General features: G+C 43.5%; 21 protein-coding genes. 10 read left to right on the top strand and 11 right to left on the bottom strand.

Features of this window, described 5'->3' with window-relative positions; genetic code table 11:
• The first annotated feature begins 2 nt into the window (after nt 1–2).
• Complete coding sequence (locus FKX85_RS11010) at nt 3–2,444, top strand: GumC family protein (protein WP_141614783.1); 2,442 nt, start codon at nt 3–5, stop codon at nt 2,442–2,444.
• Between the two features lie 5 nt (nt 2,445–2,449).
• Here the strand turns inward: FKX85_RS11010 and pabB are convergent, their stop codons facing one another.
• Together pabB and FKX85_RS11020 are read right to left on the bottom strand one after the other, a co-directional pair.
• A complete protein-coding gene (gene pabB / locus FKX85_RS11015) occupies nt 2,450–3,691 on the bottom strand; it encodes an aminodeoxychorismate synthase component I (protein WP_141614784.1) in 1,242 nt (413 codons plus the stop codon).
• Between the two features lie 80 nt (nt 3,692–3,771).
• The gene (locus FKX85_RS11020; protein WP_141614785.1) at nt 3,772–4,494 is read right to left on the bottom strand and encodes a YceI family protein; all 723 of its coding nucleotides are present in this window, start codon (nt 4,492–4,494) and stop codon (nt 3,772–3,774) included.
• A gap of 147 nt (nt 4,495–4,641) precedes the next feature.
• Here FKX85_RS11020 and FKX85_RS11025 point away from each other — a divergent pair, with 147 nt between their 5' ends.
• The gene (locus FKX85_RS11025; protein ID WP_141614786.1) at nt 4,642–5,154 is read left to right on the top strand and encodes a gamma carbonic anhydrase family protein; all 513 of its coding nucleotides are present in this window, start codon (nt 4,642–4,644) and stop codon (nt 5,152–5,154) included.
• A 112-nt stretch (nt 5,155–5,266) separates the two neighbouring features.
• On the opposite strand, the gene FKX85_RS11030 is transcribed toward FKX85_RS11025, so the two are convergent.
• The 3 genes from FKX85_RS11030 to FKX85_RS11040 all read right to left on the bottom strand — a co-directional run bounded on the left by FKX85_RS11030 (nt 5,267) and on the right by FKX85_RS11040 (nt 8,849).
• On the bottom strand, nt 5,267–6,307 hold the full coding sequence (locus FKX85_RS11030; RefSeq protein ID WP_141614787.1) for a cytochrome d ubiquinol oxidase subunit II: 1,041 nt from the start codon (nt 6,305–6,307) through the stop codon (nt 5,267–5,269).
• 3 nt (nt 6,308–6,310) lie between these two features.
• Nucleotides 6,311–7,636, bottom strand: a complete 1,326-nt coding sequence (locus tag FKX85_RS11035) for a cytochrome ubiquinol oxidase subunit I (RefSeq protein WP_141614788.1) — start codon at nt 7,634–7,636, stop codon at nt 6,311–6,313.
• 133 nt (nt 7,637–7,769) lie between these two features.
• Nucleotides 7,770–8,849: an AMP-binding protein gene (locus tag FKX85_RS11040; protein WP_141614789.1), complete on the bottom strand. Its 1,080-nt coding sequence runs from the start codon at nt 8,847–8,849 to the stop codon at nt 7,770–7,772.
• A gap of 212 nt (nt 8,850–9,061) precedes the next feature.
• On the opposite strand from FKX85_RS11040, the gene FKX85_RS11045 reads away from it, so the two are divergent.
• The 5 genes from FKX85_RS11045 to FKX85_RS11065 all read left to right on the top strand — a co-directional run bounded on the left by FKX85_RS11045 (nt 9,062) and on the right by FKX85_RS11065 (nt 13,228).
• On the top strand, nt 9,062–9,895 hold the full coding sequence (locus tag FKX85_RS11045) for a 1,4-dihydroxy-2-naphthoyl-CoA synthase (protein WP_141614790.1): 834 nt from the start codon (nt 9,062–9,064) through the stop codon (nt 9,893–9,895).
• A 71-nt stretch (nt 9,896–9,966) separates the two neighbouring features.
• The gene (locus FKX85_RS11050) at nt 9,967–11,259 is read left to right on the top strand and encodes a serine hydrolase domain-containing protein (protein ID WP_141614791.1); all 1,293 of its coding nucleotides are present in this window, start codon (nt 9,967–9,969) and stop codon (nt 11,257–11,259) included.
• 86 nt (nt 11,260–11,345) lie between these two features.
• On the top strand, nt 11,346–11,960 hold the full coding sequence (locus FKX85_RS11055) for a Uma2 family endonuclease (RefSeq protein WP_141614792.1): 615 nt from the start codon (nt 11,346–11,348) through the stop codon (nt 11,958–11,960).
• Between the two features lie 7 nt (nt 11,961–11,967).
• A complete protein-coding gene (locus FKX85_RS11060; RefSeq protein ID WP_141614793.1) occupies nt 11,968–12,594 on the top strand; it encodes a Uma2 family endonuclease in 627 nt (208 codons plus the stop codon).
• Between the two features lie 7 nt (nt 12,595–12,601).
• Nucleotides 12,602–13,228, top strand: coding sequence for a Uma2 family endonuclease (locus tag FKX85_RS11065; RefSeq protein WP_141614794.1), 627 nt, complete (start codon nt 12,602–12,604; stop codon nt 13,226–13,228).
• Nucleotide 13,229: 1 nt separating this feature from the next.
• On the opposite strand, the gene menD is transcribed toward FKX85_RS11065, so the two are convergent.
• From menD to FKX85_RS11080, 3 genes are read right to left on the bottom strand one after another with little or no spacing between them, the layout of a single operon-like run.
• Nucleotides 13,230–14,918 carry a 2-succinyl-5-enolpyruvyl-6-hydroxy-3-cyclohexene-1-carboxylic-acid synthase gene (menD, locus tag FKX85_RS11070; RefSeq protein ID WP_141614795.1) on the bottom strand — a complete coding sequence of 563 codons (1,689 nt, stop codon included), beginning with the start codon at nt 14,916–14,918 and terminating at the stop codon, nt 13,230–13,232.
• 8 nt (nt 14,919–14,926) lie between these two features.
• Nucleotides 14,927–16,132 carry a chorismate-binding protein gene (locus FKX85_RS11075; protein ID WP_229239828.1) on the bottom strand — a complete coding sequence of 402 codons (1,206 nt, stop codon included), beginning with the start codon at nt 16,130–16,132 and terminating at the stop codon, nt 14,927–14,929.
• Complete coding sequence (locus FKX85_RS11080) at nt 16,129–16,554, bottom strand: hotdog fold thioesterase (RefSeq protein WP_141614796.1); 426 nt, start codon at nt 16,552–16,554, stop codon at nt 16,129–16,131. The genes FKX85_RS11075 and FKX85_RS11080 overlap by 4 nt, the downstream gene beginning before the upstream one ends.
• Nucleotides 16,555–16,712: 158 nt before the next feature.
• On the opposite strand from FKX85_RS11080, the gene FKX85_RS11085 reads away from it, so the two are divergent.
• Nucleotides 16,713–17,345: a histidine phosphatase family protein gene (locus tag FKX85_RS11085; protein ID WP_141614797.1), complete on the top strand. Its 633-nt coding sequence runs from the start codon at nt 16,713–16,715 to the stop codon at nt 17,343–17,345.
• Here the strand turns inward: FKX85_RS11085 and FKX85_RS11090 are convergent.
• The 3 genes from FKX85_RS11090 to FKX85_RS11100 all read right to left on the bottom strand — a co-directional run bounded on the left by FKX85_RS11090 (nt 17,326) and on the right by FKX85_RS11100 (nt 19,812).
• A complete protein-coding gene (locus FKX85_RS11090; RefSeq protein ID WP_141614798.1) occupies nt 17,326–17,748 on the bottom strand; it encodes a hypothetical protein in 423 nt (140 codons plus the stop codon). The genes FKX85_RS11085 and FKX85_RS11090 overlap by 20 nt on opposite strands.
• A gap of 183 nt (nt 17,749–17,931) precedes the next feature.
• A complete protein-coding gene (locus FKX85_RS11095; protein WP_141614799.1) occupies nt 17,932–18,708 on the bottom strand; it encodes a zinc ribbon domain-containing protein in 777 nt (258 codons plus the stop codon).
• Nucleotides 18,709–18,711: 3 nt separating this feature from the next.
• The gene (locus FKX85_RS11100) at nt 18,712–19,812 is read right to left on the bottom strand and encodes a Nif3-like dinuclear metal center hexameric protein (protein ID WP_141614800.1); all 1,101 of its coding nucleotides are present in this window, start codon (nt 19,810–19,812) and stop codon (nt 18,712–18,714) included.
• A 44-nt stretch (nt 19,813–19,856) separates the two neighbouring features.
• Here FKX85_RS11100 and lpxK point away from each other — a divergent pair, with 44 nt between their 5' ends.
• Nucleotides 19,857–20,924: a tetraacyldisaccharide 4'-kinase gene (gene lpxK, locus FKX85_RS11105; RefSeq protein WP_141614801.1), complete on the top strand. Its 1,068-nt coding sequence runs from the start codon at nt 19,857–19,859 to the stop codon at nt 20,922–20,924.
• A complete protein-coding gene (locus FKX85_RS11110) occupies nt 20,914–22,827 on the top strand; it encodes a putative porin (RefSeq protein WP_229239585.1) in 1,914 nt (637 codons plus the stop codon). Before lpxK ends, FKX85_RS11110 begins: the two co-directional genes overlap by 11 nt.
• The last annotated feature ends 129 nt before the right edge of the window (nt 22,828–22,956 follow it).

Here is a 22,956-nt window from a genome sequence, read left to right on the forward strand (position 1 = left end):
GTATGAGAGAAGCATTTGACATACCGAAGTTTGAGGACGACGATAAGCCGGTAGATATAAAGTATTACTTAATAAAGTACTTTCGGTTTTGGCCAATATACCTGATGAGCATTATTGTTGCTTTGGCCGGGATGTTCATGTACCATCGGTACACGGTAGAGCAATATGAAGTCAAGGGCAGTATGCTTATCAATGCTGCTCCCAGCCCTGAAGTGCGTATATTGGATCGTTCGAATATTTTCGAAAATCCAGGGACTTTGGAGAATGATATGTTGGTCTTTACTTCCAAAAATCTGGCGGCGAAAGCACTGGAGAAAGTGCATTTCGATGTGAGTTATTTTGCTTGTACCACCATTAAGGAGATTGAACTGTACCAAAAATCTCCTATTATGGTAGAAGTGGACTGGGACCACGTACAGCAAGAGCATGGCCTGATCAATCTAACCGTGGTGGGCGAAGAAGAGTTTACGTTAAGCATCGCTGATCAAGGCCTTTTTAATCACTTTTCCACCAAAACCTCCATACCAAAAGATGCCGACATCTTGGGTAAAACTTATCGATTTGGAGAAGTGATTGAGTCTTCAAGAACCAAATTCGTAGTGAAGAAGGAAAAGTCAATGGAGGTAGGGGAAAAGCTTTCGTTTATCATTCATAATCCCTCTTCCCTGGCGGATTATTACTCCAATGCCATTTCTGTGCGCCCCCAAAACAATTATGGATCGGTTCTTCAGGTGACCTTGCGCACCAAAGTCGTGGAAAAAGGCAGGGATTATGTAAATGCCCTCATGAATGCCTACATGGAGCATGACCTGGAAAAGAAGAACCAAATAGCAGAAAATACCCTTCAGTTCATAGAGGACCAGATGTATGTGGTAGAAGATTCCCTGAAATTGGCAGAAAGGAGAATGCTTGATTTTAAAGTGGACAACAAGATGTTGGATGTGGATTCCGAATATGGCGGGGTGCTGACCAAGATCCAAGCACTTGAGGAACGACACCAGGAAATGGATTTTGAGCTGGAATACTATAAATCACTGGAAACGTATCTCAGTGAAAAAAAAGGTGATTACAGCGAAACCGTGGCACCATCCATGATGGGAATTACAGATGCCAGCCTAAACAACATGACACAGCAGCTGATGACACTTTCCATGGAAAGAAAAAGTATGCTTTCTGTTGTGAATGAAAACCATCCCGATGTCAAAAAACTGGATGAGCAAGTAGGACGATTAAGGGAAAACATCTTTGAAAATATCAAGAACCTGGTCGCAAATACGGAAAAGAAGCAGCAAGAAGCCGAGAAAAAACTGGCAGCTTATGATCGGGAGTTTTCCAAGCTCCCGAAAGCGGAGTCCAATTATGCCAATATCTTCAGGGAATTTAAGCTGAGGGAAAATCTCTATAATTACCTGTTGGAAAAGCAGGCAGAAGTCGGTATAGCCAAAGCTTCCAATGTGTCTGATATTTCGGTGGTGGATTATGCAAAACGGGGAAGCTTGATATTTCCGAAGAAGCTCAATAATTATGGCATGGCACTGGTGTTGGGACTTGTTTTGCCTTTAGGTTTCATCTTGTTGTATGATTTTGTGAATGACAAAATACTTGATCAGATTCAACTGAAAAACGCCATCAGGATGCCTTTGCTAGGTACCATTGGTTATAGTGATAAAAAGACAAATATGCTGGTCGCGGAGCATCCAAAATCCATTGCCTCGGAGTCTTTCAGGTCACTTCGATCTGCGCTCTTTTACATTGCCAGTGATAAGAAGTGTAAAAGAATCTTGGTCACTTCCAGCGTTTCCGGTGAGGGGAAAACTTTTGTCAGTTTAAACTTGGCCGCGGCCATGGCCCTGAGTGGAAAAAAAACCTGCGTATTGGGAATGGACCTGCGAAAACCACGAATTGCCCAATATGTAGGGATAAGTAACAAAAGTGGACTTTCTTCCTACCTGGTGGGAAGGTCCTCAAAAGCGGAAATTGTCCATCAAACCGAGCATGAAAATCTCTATTTTATACCTTCTGGACCTGTTCCGCCAAATCCTTCGGAGCTTTTATTGAAACCGCAGCTGCGGGAGCTGATGGCCTCATTGGAAAAGGAATTTGAGGTGGTGATCCTGGATACGCCTCCTTTGGCCCTCGTGTCGGAGACAAAAGACCTATTGCGGTTTTCGGATGTGAATTTGTATATCGTCAGGCAGGATTATACTCGTAAAAAGTACCTCCTTATGATAAATGACTTATATGATAATGACCAAGTCGATAATTTTTACGGAGTCTTCAATGCCGTGAAGGCAAGTGGAAATGATTTTGGTGGTTATAATTACGGTTATGGCTACAATTATTCATTTATTAAAAAAGGATACTATTCGGGATACTATGAAGAAGAACCTGCTTCTGTACCAAAGGGCTGGTTTGCTCGAATGTTGGATCGGTTTAGAGGTTGAGATATTTAAGTGCTCAAGATTTCATGGATAGCACTGGCTTTGAGCAGACATTCTTCATATTCGTATGCTGGGTCTGCATCATAAGTGATGGCGCTTCCTGCGGCGAAAAAGAGGTGCTTGGCTTTGGTGTCTATGATGATACTCCTGATGATGACACTGAAGTCTATATTCCCTTCTTCATCCATATAGCCAATGGTGCCGGAAAACCATCCCCTTTTAAAGTTTTCGTATCGTTCGATCAGTTCCATGCATTTGATTTTGGGAGCACCGGTCATGCTGCCCATCGGAAAAGAAGCAGCTATGATCTCTGCAAAAGATAGGCGTGGGCGGAGGGTAGCAGAAACCGTGGAGATCATTTGATAGACCTGCCGAAAAGGGTAAATGCCGAAAAGTTCATCTACAGTCACCGTACCCGTTTGGGCAATTCTCGCCAAGTCATTTCGCATCAGGTCCACGATCATCAGGTTTTCTGCCCGTTCTTTTTCACTTTGACGTAGCGTTTCTTTCAGCACTTGGTCTTCATCGGGGGTTTGGCCTCTTCGAATGGTTCCTTTGATGGGCTGGGCAATGAGCTTGTTTCCCTGTTTCTTGATAAACCGTTCGGGGGAGGCTCCCACCAAATACTGGTCTTTACATTTGAAAAAGCTGGCAAAAGGCATTGGAGATTTCTCCTGTAATTCCAAAAACACCTGGACAGGACTTATCGATTGCACGGATGCTTCAAAAGCGATGCAGTAGTTCATCTCATAGATGTCCCCCTCACGGATATGATCTTGGATGTTCCTGACGTTTTGGATGTATTCGTTTCTACTGGTTTTTACATGGATAGGAGAAATGTTTTTTGGGACAGTCTCAGGTTGGAAAGCACCAATTTCTTCAAATAGCCTCTGTGGTTCAGCATATTTGATCTCAAGTGTTTCTTTGTGAAAAAAAATGGTCAGCTCCGGAAGAAAAAAGCACGCTTCGGGGCAGCTTACCAGTGATGGGTTTTGGCTTTTTAGCCTTTCGAATTTATTTTTGAGATCATAGCTTAGGATTCCAGCTTTGGGGCCAGCATAGGATTCCAAGTCATTCCAGGGAATGGTTTTTTGGCCGGCATAAAGCACATGGGGAAAGCCCTGGCCTGGATATGGGATGCTATTGGGGTGGTGATAACTGGTGTAGTCGAAATGTTGAACGGCCCAGTGTATGGCTTTTTCGATCCAGTCCTTCTTTAGTGGAAATTCCCCGGTAATTGCGTCCATCATATCCCAAAATTAAGGGAAAGGGTATAAAAAAAGAGGAATTTGACCAAATTCCTCTTTTTATTAATTATTGTTGAATTCAATTAGTTTGCCTTGATGTCAAAACCAACATTGACCGTGTTGTAGATGAACTTGTCTTTTGCTTTATCCGTAACAGAGCTTTCATCACCATAGGTCAGGCCCCAGTCTGTTCTGTTGATGTTAAAACCAGCTTTCGCTGAGATGATGCCGTCATTAATGCTGACTGCAGCAGGGAACTTGATGTTTTTGGTAGTTCCTCTCATGGTCAGGTTACCACTGATCCAATGCGTAGGATTTTCTACCATTTGCTCGCTGAGGCTGTTAGGAGTGAAGTCAGATTTAAACTCTTCCTTATCTTCAATGTTAGCATCAGCTGTAAATGGTGCTACGCCGGTGATTTCAAAAGTCGCCGTAGGATGATTGGCAGCATCAAAGAAATCGGGTGATTGCAAATGTCCGTGAAGTTTGCCATAATCTTCAGAACCTTCTTCCATATCGCCGATCTCAAGAGCCGCAATATCAAAAGTGAAAGTACCGCTGGTAATGGCATCTCCTTCGATGGAAATCTCTCCTTCGGTCACCGGGATGGTCCCGAAGTGCTTGCCCGCAGGCTTATAACCTGTCCAAGAAACTGCACTGGCTGCTGGGTCTACAGAGAGTGTTTTACCAGTCACTTCAGCTACTTCCTGTGCTTCTGAGGTTTCTACAGTTTCGCTCTTTTGGCCGCAAGCCACCATCAGCAGTGCGCTTGCTAGAAATAGGCCGGTAGTTTTGATTAATTTCATAACTGTTTGGTCTTAAATTGTTGAGTGTATTAGATGTATATACATGTAAATTTAAAGTTAGAAAAAAAGGTTCACATTGTCATGAAAAAAACTAGATTTGATGGTTAAATGTTTATGGATAGATAGAAATTTACTTAAAATAATTATATGGCACTAGTGAAGAAGGTAAATGGTAAGGCTCCGCAGTTTGGAGATAAATGCTGGTTGGCGGATAATGCCACAGTGGTGGGCGATGTCAGGATGGGTGACGGCTGCACGGTATGGTTCAATGCAGTGGTGAGAGGAGATGTGCACGAAATAGTAATCGGGAACCATACCAATATCCAGGACGGGGCCATTATTCATTGTACTTATCAAAAGGCCGGAACCTATATAGGAAATAACGTGTCTATTGCGCACAATGCCATCGTACACGGTTGTATGGTTCATGATAATGTCCTGATCGGCATGGGTGCAGTGGTCATGGACAATGCTGTCGTGCACAGTGGTGCCGTGATCGCGGCAGGTGCCATAGTACTGGCGGGAACAGTGGTGGAAGCCAATAGTATTTATGCAGGAATTCCTGCAAAAAAAGTCAAAGATACAGGGGAGGAAATGCTTTCCGTGATCAAACGGACTGCGGAAAACTATCCGAAATATGCTTCCTGGTATGAACAGTAAGGGATTTGATATATAGTTTTCGGTGGCTTAGCATGAGCCAGAGGCCCAACTTTAGTATCTTCTTAGTAAAACTGACGGGATGATGTTAGAAATGAAAAGAAGTAAATAACAATCAAGGACTGTTGTCATAATGTTTTGTTGATTTTTTGACCGAAACCGGTTGTTTCTGAAAGCTGTAAATCAAATAAAACAAGGCTGGCAAAATAAACAGGCTGCCGATCAGCAAGGCCATGGCCAGGGCGAAAATGGTACTTTCACCAGCAGCGGCATTTTCGAGACTGATTGTGCTGTTTTTGAGAATGATAAAATCGGGATGTTGGCTGGCCATCAGCGTAATCAGGATCATGGTGATCTGAAAGCCTACGAGTACCCGGGGCCAATATACTTTTTTCAGCCGCAATAGCATCCATGTTACCGGAAGGGACAAGGTCGCCAAGACCAATGCAGCCAATCCCACAGGGTGGTTGATCAGCTCTGTAAACAGCCGGATGCCTTCCCATTCCCCGACCAAGAATACCAAGCCTCCAGTAATCACGGTAAGGATATTCATGCGAAAGGCCTTTTTCCGGAACAGATCCCTGTCTTCGTCGTTGTTGGCTTCTCCGATCAGGAACACCGCCGCCAGAAACCCGCAGATCACTACTGTGAAGAGCCCCACAGACAGTGGAAACCATCCCAGCCAAGGGCGGATATAGGCAGAAACGAAGTCTGTAGCGTCAGGATCAATTCTTCCAGAGATGGCCGTGCCCGCTAGAATCCCAAGGAAAAACGGCGTCATAAAAGAGGAGTAAACGAAAATCAGGTTGTAGATTTTTTGAAAATGATCCTTGACAGCATCATAATGTCTAAAGATAAATGCTGTGCCACGAGCGATGATCCCAATCAGCAGCAATGAAAGAGGAATGTGCAGGTAAACGGAGGCCAAGGTATATATTTCAGGGAAGCCCACAAATAAAATGACAATGGTAATGATCAGCCACATGTGATTGGCTTCCCAAATGGGGCCGATGGCCTGATAAGTAAGCAGGCGGGTACGTTCCTTCAGAGATCCTCCAGAGAAAAGCTCGATGATCCCCGCACCGAAATCCGCCCCACCAAAGAGGAGGTAAAATAAGATAGATAGGTATAAAAAGGCGATGACTACATACAGCATAGCTTAAGCATTTGAGGGTAACGATAAATCTTGGTTTTTATCCAGGTTTTTGATCTGCCGGATCAGAAGCAATGTTACGATCCCCGCAAGCGAAATGTAAATAACTGTGTAAAGCAAAAAGGAATACACAATGCCCGGCATAGGTGTGACGGCATCTTTGGTTTTCATGATGCCATAGAGTATCCAAGGCTGTCTTCCTACTTCTGTGACAAACCAGCCCGCTTCTACCGCAATAAACCCTAATGGGGTAAGCAAGGCAATTAAGCCCAAAAATTTATGGGAATATATGTACTTCTTGTTTTTCCAAAGCCCATAAAGCCAGAAGATTCCCGTAATCATCAGTACCATGCCGCAGCCGACCATGATCTGGAAAGCAAAGTGGGTAACGGTGACAGGGGGCTGCTCGTCTTTGGGAATTTGGTCAAGACCAGTAACTTCAGCATTAAAATCCCCATGAGCCAAAAAACTCAATGCTCCCGGGATCTTGATAGCATAACTGACGGTTTGGTTTTCTTCGTCAGGAATGCCGCCGATGATCAGGGAAGCAGCTTCTTCTGTCTCAAAGTGGGCTTCCATTGCCGCAAGTTTGGCAGGTTGTCTTTTTGCTACATCCTTGGCAGAAAGGTCTCCACTGAGGGGCTGTAAGATGGCTGCCACAGCACCTAAAGTGAGCGAAATCTTCAAGGCTGCTTTATGAATATGGATGTTTTTACCTTTGGTCATCATCCAGGCGTGGATGCCGGCCACAGCAAAGCAAGTGGCCACAAAGGCCGCCAGGATCATGTGCAGCGCTTGTGTAAACCATGCATCATTAAACATGGCCGCGATCGGGTCGATATTAAGATATTCTCCATTGACATAGTCAAAGCCCGCGGGGGAATTCATCCAGGCATTGGCGGCTACCACCAAGATGCCTGAGGCGAGTCCGCTGACGCCTACCACCACTCCAGTGAACCAGTGAAACCAGGGCTGGAATTTTTCCCAGCCATACAGAAAGAATCCCAGGGCGATAGCCTCAATAAAAAAAGCTGTGCCTTCCAGCGAAAAAGGCATTCCGAAGATAGGTCCGGCATGCTTCATGAATTCTGGCCAGAGCAACCCAAGCTCAAAGGAAAGCATGGTACCCGATACGGCCCCTGTTACAAAAAAGATGGCCACGCCCTTGCTCCAGGCCTTGGTGAGGGTCTTGTATTTTTCTTTTCCGGATTTGAGGTATTTATAGTGGGAGATGGCCATCAAGAAGGGCATGATCATGCCAATGCAGGCAAAGATGATGTGAAAACCCAGTGATAACGCCATTTGAGACCGTGCGGCCAATAGATCATCCATATGTAATAAGGTTAAAAATTGTTAAAAACCCTGTATCTACTTACGGGGTTTTTTACCCCAAAGTTGACCTGGTGAAGGTAATGAAAAGTTAGTTGAAAAGGGTTTTTAGTAGGTTTTTTTGAAAGAAACCGCCTTATTTTAATGCGATGGTAAGGGTGCCGCTTCTTTTGATTTTACCAGAGGGGGTTTCGATGAAATTTTCTAAATAGTAAATTCTTTTTGGCCGCTCATATTTACCTACGATTTCGGCAATTTTATTCGATAACTGACGATCGGAAGGTTCCTTTACACGAGGAGTTTCAATCAATAATACCACCTCTTCTCCCCATTTGTGACTGGGAGCCCCTGCTATAAAGAAACGTTTCCCTGGGAAATAAGCTTCGATGACCGGAGCAATCTGTGCTTCTAGATTTTCAGGCTGTATTTTTACACCGCCGGAGTTGATGGTAAAGTCAGCCCGCCCTTTCCAAATGAAGGACTTGGATTCTGGGATGGTTACGATATCATTTGTTATTAGGGATGTTTTGGCCATTGGAGCATCAATGACCAGTCTGGAATCATTTGTGGTCGAAATGCACACTCCCGGGAGCGTTTGATAGGTGAGCGGAGGATGGCCTGTTATGTTTGCTAAGGCTATATGCGAAACGGTCTCCGTCATACCATAGGTTTGGTAGGCATTGCACCTTAATCGGGAAATTTCCTTTTGGAGCTTTTGTGAAAGGGGAGCTCCTCCTATGATGAGGTGCTGGATGCTGTTTAGCTTTTCTTTATCGGCAGCGCTAAGAAGGCTGTTTTCGACCTGGGCAGGCACCATCGCTACAAAATCAAATGCATCCAGCATATCAAAACTGGCCAACGGGGTTCCTGAGGGTTCTTCCAGGTAAATGTGGCTGTCCCATTCCAGTCCTCTTACGAGCATCATCTTGCCCGCAATCATGGCCGTGTTTAAGCAACAAAGCAGATTGGCTTGCGGTTTTATTCCAAAGAATTTACCAGTGGCTGCCGCACTTATTTCCATTTGTTGTCGATTGATGTCGATGACCTTGGGCATTCCGGTAGAGCCAGAGGTGTTCAGCTGGAAGTTTTCTTCACCATTTAGCCAGGCTCGACAGAAAGCCAATGATCGGTCGAAGTAGGCAGCACAGGCAGGCCAATTTCCATTTTTGATTTCCATGAAGGTGACAGAAGATGTTCCAATTATGATTTTGCCCATGACCTTTCTTGATTTTTACAAAAATAATCAATTAAAACAGGACTGGCTATACTGCCATTGGAAGGTGTGATAAGAAAGCGGTAAAGTTTGATTTGTCTTTCTTAGCACCTTCAAATTCACGCAATAGCTGGTTTTGTCCATTTTTATATGCTTAATCGGCCAGTTGCTGTTATCTTGCATAGATATTTCTTTCAGCAATAAACAATAAAAATATGGAGTGGAAAATAGTAAAAGAATTTAAGGATATCACGTATAAAAAATGTGGAGGTGTGGCCAGGATAGCTTTTAACCGTCCAGAAGTAAGGAATGCTTTTCGCCCCCAAACTACCAGTGAGCTTTTTGAGGCATTTTTGGATGCCCGTGAGGATACTTCCATCGGAGTGGTGTTGTTGTCAGCAGAAGGCCCTTCTCCAAAGGACGGTGTGTATTCTTTTTGCAGCGGAGGCGATCAGAAAGCAAGGGGGCATCAAGGCTATGTGGGTGATGACGGCATGCACCGTCTAAATATCCTCGAAGTGCAGCGTCTGATTCGTTTTATGCCAAAAGTGGTGATTGCAGTAGTACCAGGCTGGGCTGTCGGTGGAGGCCATAGCTTACATGTGATATGCGACCTGACCTTGGCCAGCAAGGAACACGCTATTTTCAAGCAGACCGATGCCGATGTGACCAGTTTTGATGGTGGATATGGCTCGGCTTATTTGGCCAAAATGGTAGGGCAAAAGCGGGCAAGGGAAATATTTTTCCTTGGTAGGAATTATTCAGCCCAAGAGGCGTATGAAATGGGAATGGTCAATGCGGTTGTTCCCCATGATGAATTGGAGGATACAGCTTATCAATGGGCCCAGGAAATCCTGGAAAAATCTCCAACATCTATCAAAATGCTGAAGTTTGCCTTTAATCTCACCGACGACGGTATGGTGGGGCAGCAGGTGTTTGCCGGAGAGGCTACCCGTTTGACATACATGACAGAAGAGGCCCAGGAGGGGAGAAATGCGTTTTTAGAAAAGAGAAAGCCCAATTTTAAAGACATCAAGTGGATCCCTTAGAAGGAAGAATGTTCAATGTCTGCTATTCATCGTTGACAGCAGACTTTAATTTAGCCTAACCATAAAATACCATGAAAAGAATCTTAAGTGCCGTAGCCTTTTGGATGGCTGCGACCAGTGCGTTCAGTCAGACTCCTACAAGCCAGTCGTCCCAACCTTTGGCGGAAGCAGGTCCTACTAGTGTTGGGATGTCGGCAGAGCGTTTGGATAGGATATCGAGAATGCTGGAAGCTGAGGTGGATGCAGGGAACATTCCCGGAGCGGTCGCTTTGGTGGCCAAAGACGGTAAAATCGTTCTACATGAGGCTTTTGGTATGGCCGATAATACTGAAGGTACGATCATGCAGAAAAATGCGATTTTCCGAATTGCCTCCCAGACCAAGGCCATTACTTCCACGGCTGTGATGATGCTCTGGGAAGAAGGCAGGTTCAGGTTGGATGATCCCATTTCCAAGTACATTCCCGAGTTTAAAAATCCTCATGTGTTAAGGGATTTTAAATATTCAGATACGACGTATACTACCGTGCCGTCAGAGAAGGAGATTACGATCCGCCATTTACTTACACATACTTCTGGCTTGGGCTATGGAGTGATCGATAGAGATGAACGGATGAAGATGATTTACCAAAAAGCTGGAGTAACAGATCTTTTTACCACTAAGCCTATCACTATCGGTGAAAGCGTAAAGAAGTTAGCAAAACTTCCCCTGCATTTTAATCCAGGAGAGCAATATTCCTATAGTGAGGGATTGGATGTGTTGGGATACTTGGTGGAGGTGATATCTGGGCAGCCATTTGATGAATACCTGAAGGAGCATATTTTTGATCCATTGGGGATGGAGGATACGTGGTTTTATCTTCCCGATGGTAAGGCTGATAGACTGGTGACGGTACAGCAAAAAGTGGATGGGAAATGGCAACAATTTCCAGTTACCTTTTATGATACCGAATACCCTAAGAAAGGAACAAAAACATTCTTCTCCGGTGGAGCAGGGTTAAGCAGTACTGCTAAGGACTATGCCACTTTCCTTCAAATGTACCTCAATGACGGTGAATTAAACGGGGTAAGGCTCCTCAGCCGCACTACTGTCAGAAGTATTATGGGCAACCATACAGGAGAGCTGTTTGGTGGAGAAAATCAGTATTACGGCTTGGCTTTTGGAGTGGTGACCGCTGAGGGAGAGTTGTATGGAGGAATGGGAAGTGAAGGTACCTTTGACTGGGGTGGTTATTTTAATACACAGTATTTTGCAGATCCCAAGGAGCAGGTAATCGGTGTCCTTATGAAACAAACACAAGGGCGGATAGATGATCAGACCGGCTGGAAGTTTCGGCAAATGGTAGGTGCCGCAATAGATGATTGATGGTCAGTGAAATGTGATAATGACGGCTGCCTTGGTGACGAGGTGGCTTTTTTTGTGATGTGACTGATTTTTTAGTAAATTTCTATATGGATACTTCTGAAAAAGATAAGAATAAAGCCACTGAGCCTGATATAGAATACGGCCATTATTCCTATGCGGATTACCTGACCTGGCAGATGGAGGAGATGGTGGAGCTGATCAAGGGCAAGGTGTTCAAGAAAGCCGCAGCTGCTCCCCGTCGGATTCACCAGAAGGTTGTTGTGGAGTTGGTGTCCGTGTTCCATGATTTTTTGAAGGGAGGCATTTGTGAGGTATATTCTGCGCCATTTGATGTACGGTTTCCTCAGCATTCTAAAGCAGATAAGGATGTATATTCTGTTGTCCAGCCTGATTTGTGTGTAATCTGTGATCCAAATAAGCTGGATGACCGAGGATGTATCGGAGCACCGGATTTGGTAGTGGAGATACTTTCGCCAGGCAATAACCGGTTGGAGCTCCAAAACAAATATGAGGTTTATGAAGAAGGAGGTGTGAAGGAATATTGGATCATCCATCCTGATGAGCAGACCCTATTGGTCTACACATTGGTAAAAGGAAAGTACGTACCTTCCCAGCTGATGACCAGTGGAGACATGGTACGGTCCAAAGCCGTTGATGGATTTGAACTGGATTTGGAGGATTTCTTTTCAGAAATAAAGTAGCCAAAGGATGACAAATGATTTAGGGACATCAGAAAAAGATAAGAGTAAAGTCACTGAGCCTGATATCGAGTACGGCCATTATTCCTATGCGGATTACCTGACCTGGCAGATGGAGGAGATGGTGGAGCTGATCAAGGGCAAGGTGTTCAAGAAAGCCGCAGCTGCCCCCCGTCGGATTCACCAGAAGGTTTCAAATGAGTTGGCGTATTTACTGACTGACTATTTAAAAAGACATAATTGCGAAGTGTACTCAGCACCGTTTGATGTGCGGTTTCCTCAGCAGTCCAAGGCGGATAAGGATATTTACACAGTGGTGCAGCCTGACATCTCTATTGTTTGTGATCCCGAGAAGCTGGATGATCGAGGTTGTATCGGAGCACCGGATTTGGTAGTGGAGATACTTTCACCAGGCAATAACCGGTTGGAGCTCCAAAACAAATATGAGGTTTATGAAGAAGGAGGCGTGAAGGAATATTGGATCATCCATCCTGATGAGCAGACCTTATTGGTCTACACATTGGTAAAGGGAAAGTACGTACCCTCCCAGCTGATGACCAGTGGAGACATGGTACGACCCAAAGCCGTTGATGGATTTGAACTGGATTTGGAGGATTTCTTTTCAGAAATAAAGTAGCCAAAGGATGACAAATGATTTAGGAACATCAGAAAAAGATAAGAGTAAAGTCACTGAGCCTGATATCGAGTACGGCCATTATTCCTATGCGGATTACCTGACCTGGCAGATGGAGGAGATGGTGGAGCTGATCAAGGGAAAGGTGTTCAAGAAAGCTGCTGCTGCCCCTCGCCGAATTCACCAGAAGGTTGCGGTGGAGTTGACAAAACGATGGGCGGTATTTTTGGAAGGAGAAATCTGCGAGGTATATTCAGCACCGTTTGATGTGCGGTTTCCTCAGCAGTCCAAGGCGGATAAGGATATTTACACAGTGGTGCAGCCTGACATCTCTATTATTTGTGATCCCGAGAAGCTGGATGATCGAGGTTGTATCGGAGCACCGGATTTGGTAGTGGAGATACTTTCACCAGGCAATAACCGGTTGGAGCTCCAAAACAAATATGAGGTTTATGAAGAAGGAGGCGTGAAGGAATATTGGATCATCCATCCTGATGAGCAGACCTTATTGGTCTACACATTGGTAAAAGGAAAGTACGTACCCTCCCAGCTGATGACCAGTGGAGACATAGTACGGCCCAAAGCCGTTGATGGATTTGAGCTGGATTTGGAGGATTTCTTTTCCAGAATTAAATAATTCACTTTTCTACATCCATAAATCCTTTTAGGGCAGACTTTACTTTGCTGAGAATGGCGGCGTTTTTGGTGCTATCGGAAAATACTTCAATGATTTTTGGTCTGATGGAAGGGGCATAAAAACCCAATAGCCCATCGTTCAGCTCTTTTTCTGTTTTGACAGCAGTATAGTCAAATTCAAAATCCTTGGCCAAGTTTTCTGCATTTAGCGACTGAGTGGTTTCAAAAAACTCCTTCAGTTCAGGCTGTTGGCTTGGGCCTTTTATGATTCGGAATATACCGCCAGCGTGATTGTTGAGAAGGATGATCCGGAGGTTATTAGTGGTGTAATTGTTCCAAAAAGCATTTCTGTCGTAAAAAAACGCCATGTCACCAGTAATCAGTGTGACAAATTCTTTAGTGGTAAAGGTACATCCCACTGCTGTAGAGTTAGATCCATCGATTCCACTTGTGCCCCTGTTGCAGATTATTTCTTGGGGCCTTGCTCCCAAAAAGTTCACATAGCGTACCGCCATACTGTTGGCCAGGTGAAGTTTCGATTGTTGAGGCAGCTGTTGAAGGACTCGGTAAATTGCTTTCCACTCGCCAAAATCCCCCTGCTCCATAACGTTTTGAATAGCCTTTTCCATTCGCTTATCGGCATGGTACCAGCGATGATGAAAGGCTTCATCTATTTTATGCGTTGATTGGACTAAAAGCTCAAGGGTGTCTTTAACTGAAGAAGGGATGATTTTGACCAGTCCCTGATAAGTGTCCGGTGAATAGCCTGCGGGTTGGATATGCCAATGTTCAGCACCTGAACTCCTGAGAAAATTCTTTAGCGGTTTTGAGATAATGGATTTGCCAAAACTGATGATCAGATCCGGGGAGAAGGCAGCATGGTCTACTGCGGGTAATATTTGATCGTGATGGGTGATGGTATTCCCCGCCTGCATATTGGAAATCGTGTCACTGATGACTACTGCTTTTTGTTGGCTGGCCAGTTGATTGAGTAAGCCGAGTATGCTCTGATCAGGTGCTTGCTGCCCTGGGATGATGACAATCCTGTGGAATCTTTCCAGTTCATTTTTTAATTTAACGACCGACTCACTACTCAGTTTGGTACAGGTATCTAGTTTGTTTACAATAGGAATGGGACGGTTAAAGTCAAATTCCTCTAGGTCTTCGGGATAGAAAGGTTCCCTAATAGGGATATTGATGTGAACTGGTCCTTCAGGAAAATTAGAAGCAATATTTATAGCTTCATTGCCTATTCTATGGGCATGCCAAACAATATCAGTATGTCCAAAATGATCAGGGAAATCAAAAGATTGCTTGATATGCCGTCCATAAATGTTTTGTTGTCGGATAGTTTGTCCGTCCCATTGGTCGATCCACTCAGGTGGACGGTCAGCGGTGATGACAACTAGGGGGATTTGCTGAAAGTAAGCTTCCGCAACGGCAGGGGCATAGTTTAGCGCCGCTGTTCCACTTGAACAAACCAAGACCACGGGTTTTTTAAGCTGCTGGGCCATGCCAAGTGCTACGAATGCAGCTGAACGCTCATCAGAAATGCTTCGACAATGAATGTCGGGGTGTCTAGCAAATGCCAGGGTCAAAGGTGCGCATCGCGAACCAGGAGAAAGAATGACGTTTTTTACATCTTTTCTGGCGCATATGGCCACTAGGTCGATAATTGGCTGGATGATCAAGTTGGTGTCTATTGAATGAATTTTCCGATAATGTCACATTTTAACGTCGTCTCTTCCCATTCTTTTTCCGGGACGGAATCAGCCGTTACGCCAGCTCCAGCGTAAAGGAGCACATCCTCATTGATAAGCTGAGCAGTTCTTAAGTTGACGTAGATGGCTGTTCGGTTTTCGATATTCACCGGTCCGATAAAACCAGCAAAGAAACATCGATCAAATGATTCATGTTCTAAAATAAATTTCATGGAGTCCTCCCGTGGAGTACCGCACACCGCTGAAGTGGGATGCAGAAGTTTTAACATTACTGATCCGAGTTGTGGAAAGTTGGTGGCTTCCATGTTTACCCTAAAGTCTGACCTCAGGTGTAAAAGATTGCCAGCTTTTACCGTTTTGGGACCATTTTCTTCATACTCCCGCAGGCGGATTTTTTTAAAATTGTTGACAATGTATCGGCTGACCATGGCCTGCTCTTCAATCTCTTTTTGCTTCCAAGCAGCATTCCTTACAGGGTCTTCTCCTTCTGCCTTTTGTGTTCCGGCGAGGGCCATGGTATGGAAGTATAGGCCTTCTGTCTTGATAAGTATTTCAGGGGTGGCACCCAGCCATGTACCCACGTTGGGGATATGAAAGAAGTTGACAAAAGCGTCCGGATATCGCTGACATAGCTCCAGAAAGGTCTTTGTAAGGTCAAAATTGTCCTTGAGGTGAACTTTTTGAATCCGTGCAGGGACTACTTTGGATAATTTACCATCTTGAATCGCTTTAATCCCCTTCTCCACAAATTCAATAAAACTGGATTTCGAAGTAGAGGAAAACTGGAAACTGTTTTTTTCAGGTTGTGCTTTTCGCAACAGTTGGTTTACTTGCCCTTTTATTTCAGTAGGAGACCGCTTTGCTTTTTTATAGAGTTCGTCTTCGGCCTCCGTCATGGGCGTATCTATATCGAATTTGAAATAATCTGAAGCTTCGAGAAAAAAAGCTTTTTGATCTTCTTGGTCAGCAAAGGGATGCGCGATAAAACCTTGCGGAAGGATATCCAGCTCAAGGTTTACCCGTTTTATTTCCTTGGTTTGGTCTAGAATAAGCTGTACACTGTTTGATTTAGGAGCCCTCCAAATGGCAATTTGGAAACCTCCCTCTAAGGCAGAGCAAAGCCACCTGTCCAGTACTTCTTCCTGTGTGATGAGATGAGTATCTGCGGTTGGTGTATTCATCATGATTTTTTATCCAGCACAGCCATCGTAATCCGACTGATACAGGCTAATTTGTCTTCTTCTGTAATGACTTTTATTTCCCAAACATGTGTTTTTTTTCCAATATGAATTGGAGTGGCAATGCCTGTGACCAACCCTGATCGAACAGCCTTGATGTGGTTGGCATTAATATCGAGGCCTACACAATATTGTTTTTCTGGATCCACGCAGCATGACGATGCCACGCTTCCCAAGGTCTCTGCCAATACCACACTGGCTCCACCATGTAACAAACCAAAGGGCTGTTTTGTTCTATGATCAACTGGCATGGTGGCTTCTATGAAATCATCACCGATTTTAGTGAAAATAATCCCTAAATGCTCTAACATGTTACCTTTGCCAAACTGATTCAAGATATCAAGGCTGAGGTTTTTGGGAAATATCATGTATTTTGAAATAAAAACGTTTTCTTTGAATTGAAATTATGACCTTTTTAGATTTCGAGGAAATGCGAAAAAGGTGATTCCCAAAGAATAGGTCTTGTGATGAGCCCAGCTGACCGGAAAAACCATTCTTAAGAAATCAATAACAAAAATACAGAATCTTGAGTACTAAAAAAATATACCTTGTCCGCCATGGGCAGACCGACTATAATCTTCAGGGAGTGGTGCAGGGAAGTGGTATTGATGCTCCTATTAATGAAACGGGTAAAAAGCAAGCAGAAGCTTTTTATGAAGCGCATAAGCATATCAAGTTTGATAAGATTTATTATACTGGATTGCAACGCACCCGGCAATCCATCGAGAAATTCTTGAACAATGGGGTTCCTAATGAATCGCTACCTGACCTGAATGAAATCAGCTGGGGTAAATACGAAGGCGTTCCGATGAGTAAAGATGAGCATTCTTACTATCAGGGGATGCTTGAAAAATGGTCGGATGGAGAATTGGATTTTTCGATCGAAGGAGGGGAATCACCAAATATGGTTTTTGCCAGGTTAAAAAGAGGCCTGGATCACATTTTGTCCCAAGAAGGGGAAACCATTTTGATCTGTATGCATGGGAGGGCCATGCGAGTGATGCTAAGTTTAATGTTGGACTACGACCTGCGGTTTATGGATGTTTTCGATCATCATAATCTTGGTTACTATGAATTGACCGTAAAAAGTAACGGGAGATTTGTCTTAGATCGCTATAACAACGTGAAGCATTTAAAGGCTAAAGGATTGATTGGATAACCTTTCCAGCCTTTTTATCCTCTTTTCCTACTTCTTGATCATTGAAGGAGATCATTAATTCCTGGAAATTTTCCTTTGATTCACTAAGGTCGATAATCCTGAAGGCTACTTCTTGAAGGGGCTTCCACGTAGTGTTGTTGATTTGTACCAGTCTTTTTCCGATTTGGCATTTATCAAAATCACAGTTGGGAACATTGATGTATATGACAGCATCGGAATTACCGGAGTAGGTCTTGGTTTTATAATCTTCCATAAAGCTGAGTTCTATATACTCAGCACTGGATTTAAGTTCTTTTAATTCCTTCTTGCTAAAGATTACAACGAATGTTTTGTCTTCTGGGTTTTTACAGAAACCTACCGATACTAAAAGGGTGAATAGCGGTACAAATATTAAATGCTTCATTCAGGTAATATATAAAAATATTTCTCCGCATTCAAGGGGTATTGTTACATATCGGAAAAAATAATTTTAAGGGAATTGACGGGATGACTCCACAGCTGCAAAACTTGTTTTGTATCTGATTGTTTAGTGGTTTGGGAAAAAGTGATGATATAAAAAAAAAAGCCCGGAAAACCGGGCTTTAAATTATTTTTTAGCTCTAGAGCTTCTTTTTTTCTTTGGAAGTGTTTCGTCTTCGATTTCATCGGCTACATCTGCCAGAATTCTCCCACAGTGCTCACAGACAATGAGTTTTTTCTTTTCTCTAATGTCCGCTTGACGTTGGGGAGGAACGATATTAAAACAGCCACCACATGCACCTCTTTTCACTTCTACTACAGCCAGCCCGTTTTTGGCATTGGCCCTGATCTTCTTGTAGGATTTAATAAGGCGGTCTTCGATTTTCTTGGTAGCTTTTTCCCTTTCGGTTTTCAGCTTGCTCTCTTCAGATTCACTTTCGGAGACGATTGTATCCAATTCTTCTTTTTTGGTGTCCAGATCCTTTTTACGATCCTTTAAGATTTCCTGAAGATCATCCAAGTCTCTTTTTTTACCTTCTATCTTTATCTCAGCTTCTCCAATTTTCTTTTTGGAAACCTGGATTTCAAGGTCCTGTAATTCCAGTTCCTTGGTGATGGCGTCATACTCACGGTTGTTTCTGACGTTCATCTGCTGATCCTGATATTTCTTGATGAGTTTTTCAGAGTCCTTGATAGCTTCTTTGTGCTTCTTGATTTCATTCTCAAGGGCCACGATGTCATTGTTGAATTTCTCTAACCTTGTTTCGTAGCCTGCTATTTCGTCCTCTAAATCTTGAACTTCTTCTGGAAGGGCTCCCCGAATTTTAAAAATAGCATCTAAGCGGGAGTCTAATTTCTGAAGATTATAAATGGCATCAAGTTTCTGTGCGACTGTACTTTCCATGTACTATACGTAAGTTATGGGATTCGTAATGACTTTTGTCAAATAGAGTGCAATATTACTAAAATTTTGTGACAATATCTCTAATAATAAATCTTTTGTGTAGATTTCACTTTCGTAATGCCCAATATCGGATATAACTAATTGATTGTCAGCATCAAAGAATTCATGGTATTTTATGTCAGCCGTGATGAAAATATCAGCCTTGGCGCTTTTTGCAGCACCCAGTAAAAATATGCCCGCTCCACCACAGATGGCGACATGTTTTATGGGGCGATCCAAAAGTGGAGTGTGCTTGATGACGTTAAGGTTCATGGCACTTTTGAGGTGCTGGAGAAAGGTGCTTTCTGCCATAGGGGATTCCAGTTCACCAACCATCCCTGAGCCGACTTCTTGGTGTTCATTTTCTGTTTGTTGTAAGTAATAGGCGACCTCTTCATAGGGATGACATTCTTTAAGGGCACGGATGATTTTTCCTTGCAGATAGGCAGGGAAGATAACTTCTATCCTGTTTTCATTGACTTCTTCTGTAGCTCCCTTTTTTCCGATGGTAGGGTTGGCCTGGTCTGAAGGGAGGAAGGTTCCTGTCCCTTCTACTCTGAAACTGCAATTACTGTACTCTCCAATGGCTCCTGCGCCAGCTTGATAGAGTCCTTGGAGTACAAGCGGTGTGTCCGCTACGGGGACAAAAGCCGTAAGTTTCATTAAAATACCCTTTTTGGGAGCGAGAATTTTGGTGTTTACCAATCCTATTTTGTCGGCAATTCGCTTGTTTACTCCGGTATGGACATTGTCCAGATTGGTATGGATGGCATAAATGGCGATGTTATTTTTGATGGCTTTGATGACTGTTCTTTCTACGTAATTTTTACCAGTAAGGCTTTTGAGTCCTTTAAAAACAATGGGGTGGTGAGCGACGATCATGTTACACTTTAGGTCGATGGCTTCTTGGACCACGTCCTCGGTGACATCCAAGCTGCAGAGTATCCCCGTAACCTCATCAGAGGCATTCCCGGTGATCAATTGGGCATTGTCATAAGATTCCTGATAGGCCGGTGGAGCGATGCTTTCCAAGTAGGAGACTACGTCACTAATCAAATTAACCATATATTTGTATTTACCGTTTGATCAAAAGTATAAAAAAATAAGCAATGCGCCCTTATCATCTTTTATTGTATCCTTTTTCATTTTTATACGATGGGATTACCCGTCTAAGGAACAGGATGTTTGATCGGGGGGTCAAGAAAAGTGTGGTCTTCCGGATTCCTACTGTCGTGGTGGGAAACTTGTCCATGGGAGGGACTGGCAAGACACCAATGGTGGAGTTCTTGATCAGGGCCTTTAAGGATAATTATGCAGTGGCGACGCTGAGCAGAGGGTATGGCCGCAAAACAGCGGGGTATCTTTTGGCGGACCAAAGCTCCGGACCAGCGGAAATAGGAGATGAACCTTTTCAGATATATAGCAAGTTTGGCAGTGAGATTTCAGTGGCAGTAGGAGAGCAGCGCGCTGAGGCTATCCCGCAGATCATCGCAGGGTGTCCTGAAACTGAATTGGTTATTTTAGATGATGCTTTTCAGCATCGATACGTTAAAGGGGATTTCAACTTGTTGCTTACTACGTTTCAGCGTCCTTTTTTTACGGATCACGTGGTGCCTATGGGTATGCTAAGAGAAAACAGAAGCGGGGCAAATCGTGCCCATGCTGTGGTGGTAACCAAGTGTCCGGAAAATCTAGATGAAGCTACGAAGTTTCAGTTTGTACAAAAAATCTTGGGTTATGCCCCAAAGGACTGTCCTGTGTTTTTTGCTGGCCTTGAGTATGGCCAACCTTATAATATTAGAAGTAATAAGGAGGAGCCAATTCAGGAGGTGATTTTGCTCAGTGGCATTGCCAATAATAGCTTGTTGCAGAAAAAGGTGGGGGAAACCTATGAGCTGTTGGAAACACTGGAGTACAGTGATCATCATCATTATACGGAGCGGGATATGGGAAAAATTTCGGAGCGGTTTAACATACATAAGGATAAATCCCCCGTCCTCCTTACCACAGAGAAAGACGCTGTCAAACTTAAAGCGGATAAATTGCTTAGATATTTACAGGAAATTCCGATTTTTGCGTTACCTGTTCAGGTGAAAATGGAAGAGGAAGAAAAAAACACCTTGTTAGAACATGTAACCAAGGCCATAAGAAATAAAGGTTATCAACGTGAAGTTTAAGTACCTATTTGTTTTATTTATATCGATCTTATGTTTTAATCAACTTGCTTTCGCCCAAACGCGTACGAGGGAAGGTGGTGAAAACCAGGAAGAAGGAAAAGAACCACAGCGAGGAGGATTGATCGATGATTCGACCAAAATGGTCTATGGTCCTACCACGACCCTGTATTTTCAAGAGAAAAACCTTAGGTTTAACAAGATGGAGAAAACGCCCCTCGATACGGGATTGACGGGATTTCATAATTTTGAACCGGTTTTTCATAGTGGGCATAAGTATCAGGGGTTAGCTAATATTGGAAGTGCCGCCAAGCCGGTTTATTATACGCTGCCGGGTTTGATAGGTGCGACGTCTGGTTTTAGTGTTTATGATCTGTATTATCATTCACCGGACAGCATGCTGTATTTTGATACCAAGTCTCCATACACCAAGTTGGAGGCTTTTTTTGGAGGGGGAAACCGAAATATGCTAAATGTGGCCTTTGCCCGGAATGTGAATCCGAGATGGAATATCGGCTTTAACTTTAATACGATAAAGGCCCGAAAAACACTGAATCCCAATGCACGTGACGATAATATGGTGGAGCAAACTTCCTACTCCCTCCATACAAACTATCGGTCCAAGGATGAAAAGTATTTCCTGCTGGCCAACTTTTCCAGGATGCACCATAATGTGTTTGAAAGTGGTGGGATTATTCCTGAAACGGTGGATTCGACCTCCCTTTATTTTACGTACGAGGATTCGAAAGTGTGGCTGAGTAACAGTGAGGCCACTGATATTAGACAGGATTATCACCTGTATCATCAATATAATATCTTGGAAGAATGGCAGGTATATCATGTCTTTGATAAGAAGAAGCAGGGACTATCGTTTTTTTCTGATTTGACTACGAATGACTCTGTCTACTTTAACTATTTTGGTCTGCCCAGGATGATAAATGAAGACAGTACGTATAATTATCACCATTTCTCTGAAGTAAGAAATGAAGCTGGGTTCAAAGGAGACTTTGGGCCGGTCTATTATAATGCCTTCGTAAAGTTTAGGACTGGAACGTTTTCCAGCCCTAATTTTGAGAGTGATTATAAGTTCAATGAAGTTTATATCGGAGGCGCCCTTCGAGGGGAAATAAACGATCAGTGGTCTTTTGAAGCGGATGGGGAATATTTGATCCCTAGTGGATACAGGATCAACGGTTATTTCCATTCGCCATTCTTGGATGTGAGTTATACAAAAGCATCCTATAAGCCCACGGCCATGCAGGAAATGTATCGTGGAAACCACTATTCCTGGACCAATAGTTTCTCCAATATCGGGGTCGATCAAATCAAAGGCGTGATCAAAGCCGATTTTACCAAGATTTCCGTAAGGCCCAGTCTTACTATTAATCGGGTGAACAATTACGTGTACTTTGATGAAAACCAAGAAGCAACCCAAGCGGATGGGGGTGCATTTATGGTCATTCCGGGGGTTACCGCGGATTTTACCTTCTGGGAAAAGCTGAGGTGGCAGAGTGAAGTGATTTATACTGCTATTACAGGCGATGCTGCAGATGTATTCAGAATTCCAGATTTATATGCTCGTAGTAGGCTGTTTTTTGACGGCCCCATGTTTGATGAGCATTTGTATATCCAATTTGGAATAGAGGGAAGGTATAAGAGTAGTTATAATGCAGAGGCTTATATGCCGGCCACCCAGCAGTTTTATTTGCAAAACGAGTTTGATGTCTATGCCTATCCAGTCCTGGATGCTTTTGTGGACTTACGGATAAACAGGACAAGGGTACTGTTTAGGTATAATCACCTGAACGGTGGTTTTATGCAGCGGCAAGGTTACTTTGTGACCCCTTATTATACTGGGCTAAAAGGATCCCTGGATTTGGGAATCAGTTGGTATTTCTTTGATTAGTAAAGGCTGAGAGAATATAAAGTTCTAAAGGTGTTAATGTTGAATGGGCCAATTACCAAAACATTCGTTCGTTATTGATCAAAAATAAATAATCAATACTACATACTAGGTTCCAGATACAACATACCA

Origin of the sequence: Echinicola soli (genome assembly GCF_006575665.1) — a bacterium.
In the GTDB taxonomy this organism is placed as follows: domain Bacteria; phylum Bacteroidota; class Bacteroidia; order Cytophagales; family Cyclobacteriaceae; genus Echinicola; species Echinicola soli.

What these genes read in the sequence shown, in the direction of transcription:
- FKX85_RS11010 (WP_141614783.1), top strand. Translation starts at nt 3, where the DNA reads ATGAGAGAAGCATTTGACATACCGAAGTTTGAGGACGACGATAAGCCG.
- pabB (WP_141614784.1), bottom strand. Translation starts at nt 3,691, where the DNA reads ATGATGGACGCAATTACCGGGGAATTTCCACTAAAGAAGGACTGGATC.
- FKX85_RS11020 (WP_141614785.1), bottom strand. Translation starts at nt 4,494, where the DNA reads ATGAAATTAATCAAAACTACCGGCCTATTTCTAGCAAGCGCACTGCTG.
- FKX85_RS11025 (WP_141614786.1), top strand. Translation starts at nt 4,642, where the DNA reads ATGGCACTAGTGAAGAAGGTAAATGGTAAGGCTCCGCAGTTTGGAGAT.
- FKX85_RS11030 (WP_141614787.1), bottom strand. Translation starts at nt 6,307, where the DNA reads ATGCTGTATGTAGTCATCGCCTTTTTATACCTATCTATCTTATTTTAC.
- FKX85_RS11035 (WP_141614788.1), bottom strand. Translation starts at nt 7,636, where the DNA reads ATGGATGATCTATTGGCCGCACGGTCTCAAATGGCGTTATCACTGGGT.
- FKX85_RS11040 (WP_141614789.1), bottom strand. Translation starts at nt 8,849, where the DNA reads ATGGGCAAAATCATAATTGGAACATCTTCTGTCACCTTCATGGAAATC.
- FKX85_RS11045 (WP_141614790.1), top strand. Translation starts at nt 9,062, where the DNA reads ATGGAGTGGAAAATAGTAAAAGAATTTAAGGATATCACGTATAAAAAA.
- FKX85_RS11050 (WP_141614791.1), top strand. Translation starts at nt 9,967, where the DNA reads ATGAAAAGAATCTTAAGTGCCGTAGCCTTTTGGATGGCTGCGACCAGT.
- FKX85_RS11055 (WP_141614792.1), top strand. Translation starts at nt 11,346, where the DNA reads ATGGATACTTCTGAAAAAGATAAGAATAAAGCCACTGAGCCTGATATA.
- FKX85_RS11060 (WP_141614793.1), top strand. Translation starts at nt 11,968, where the DNA reads ATGACAAATGATTTAGGGACATCAGAAAAAGATAAGAGTAAAGTCACT.
- FKX85_RS11065 (WP_141614794.1), top strand. Translation starts at nt 12,602, where the DNA reads ATGACAAATGATTTAGGAACATCAGAAAAAGATAAGAGTAAAGTCACT.
- FKX85_RS11075 (WP_229239828.1), bottom strand. Translation starts at nt 16,132, where the DNA reads ATGATGAATACACCAACCGCAGATACTCATCTCATCACACAGGAAGAA.
- FKX85_RS11080 (WP_141614796.1), bottom strand. Translation starts at nt 16,554, where the DNA reads ATGATATTTCCCAAAAACCTCAGCCTTGATATCTTGAATCAGTTTGGC.
- FKX85_RS11090 (WP_141614798.1), bottom strand. Translation starts at nt 17,748, where the DNA reads ATGAAGCATTTAATATTTGTACCGCTATTCACCCTTTTAGTATCGGTA.
- FKX85_RS11095 (WP_141614799.1), bottom strand. Translation starts at nt 18,708, where the DNA reads ATGGAAAGTACAGTCGCACAGAAACTTGATGCCATTTATAATCTTCAG.
- FKX85_RS11100 (WP_141614800.1), bottom strand. Translation starts at nt 19,812, where the DNA reads ATGGTTAATTTGATTAGTGACGTAGTCTCCTACTTGGAAAGCATCGCT.
- lpxK (WP_141614801.1), top strand. Translation starts at nt 19,857, where the DNA reads ATGCGCCCTTATCATCTTTTATTGTATCCTTTTTCATTTTTATACGAT.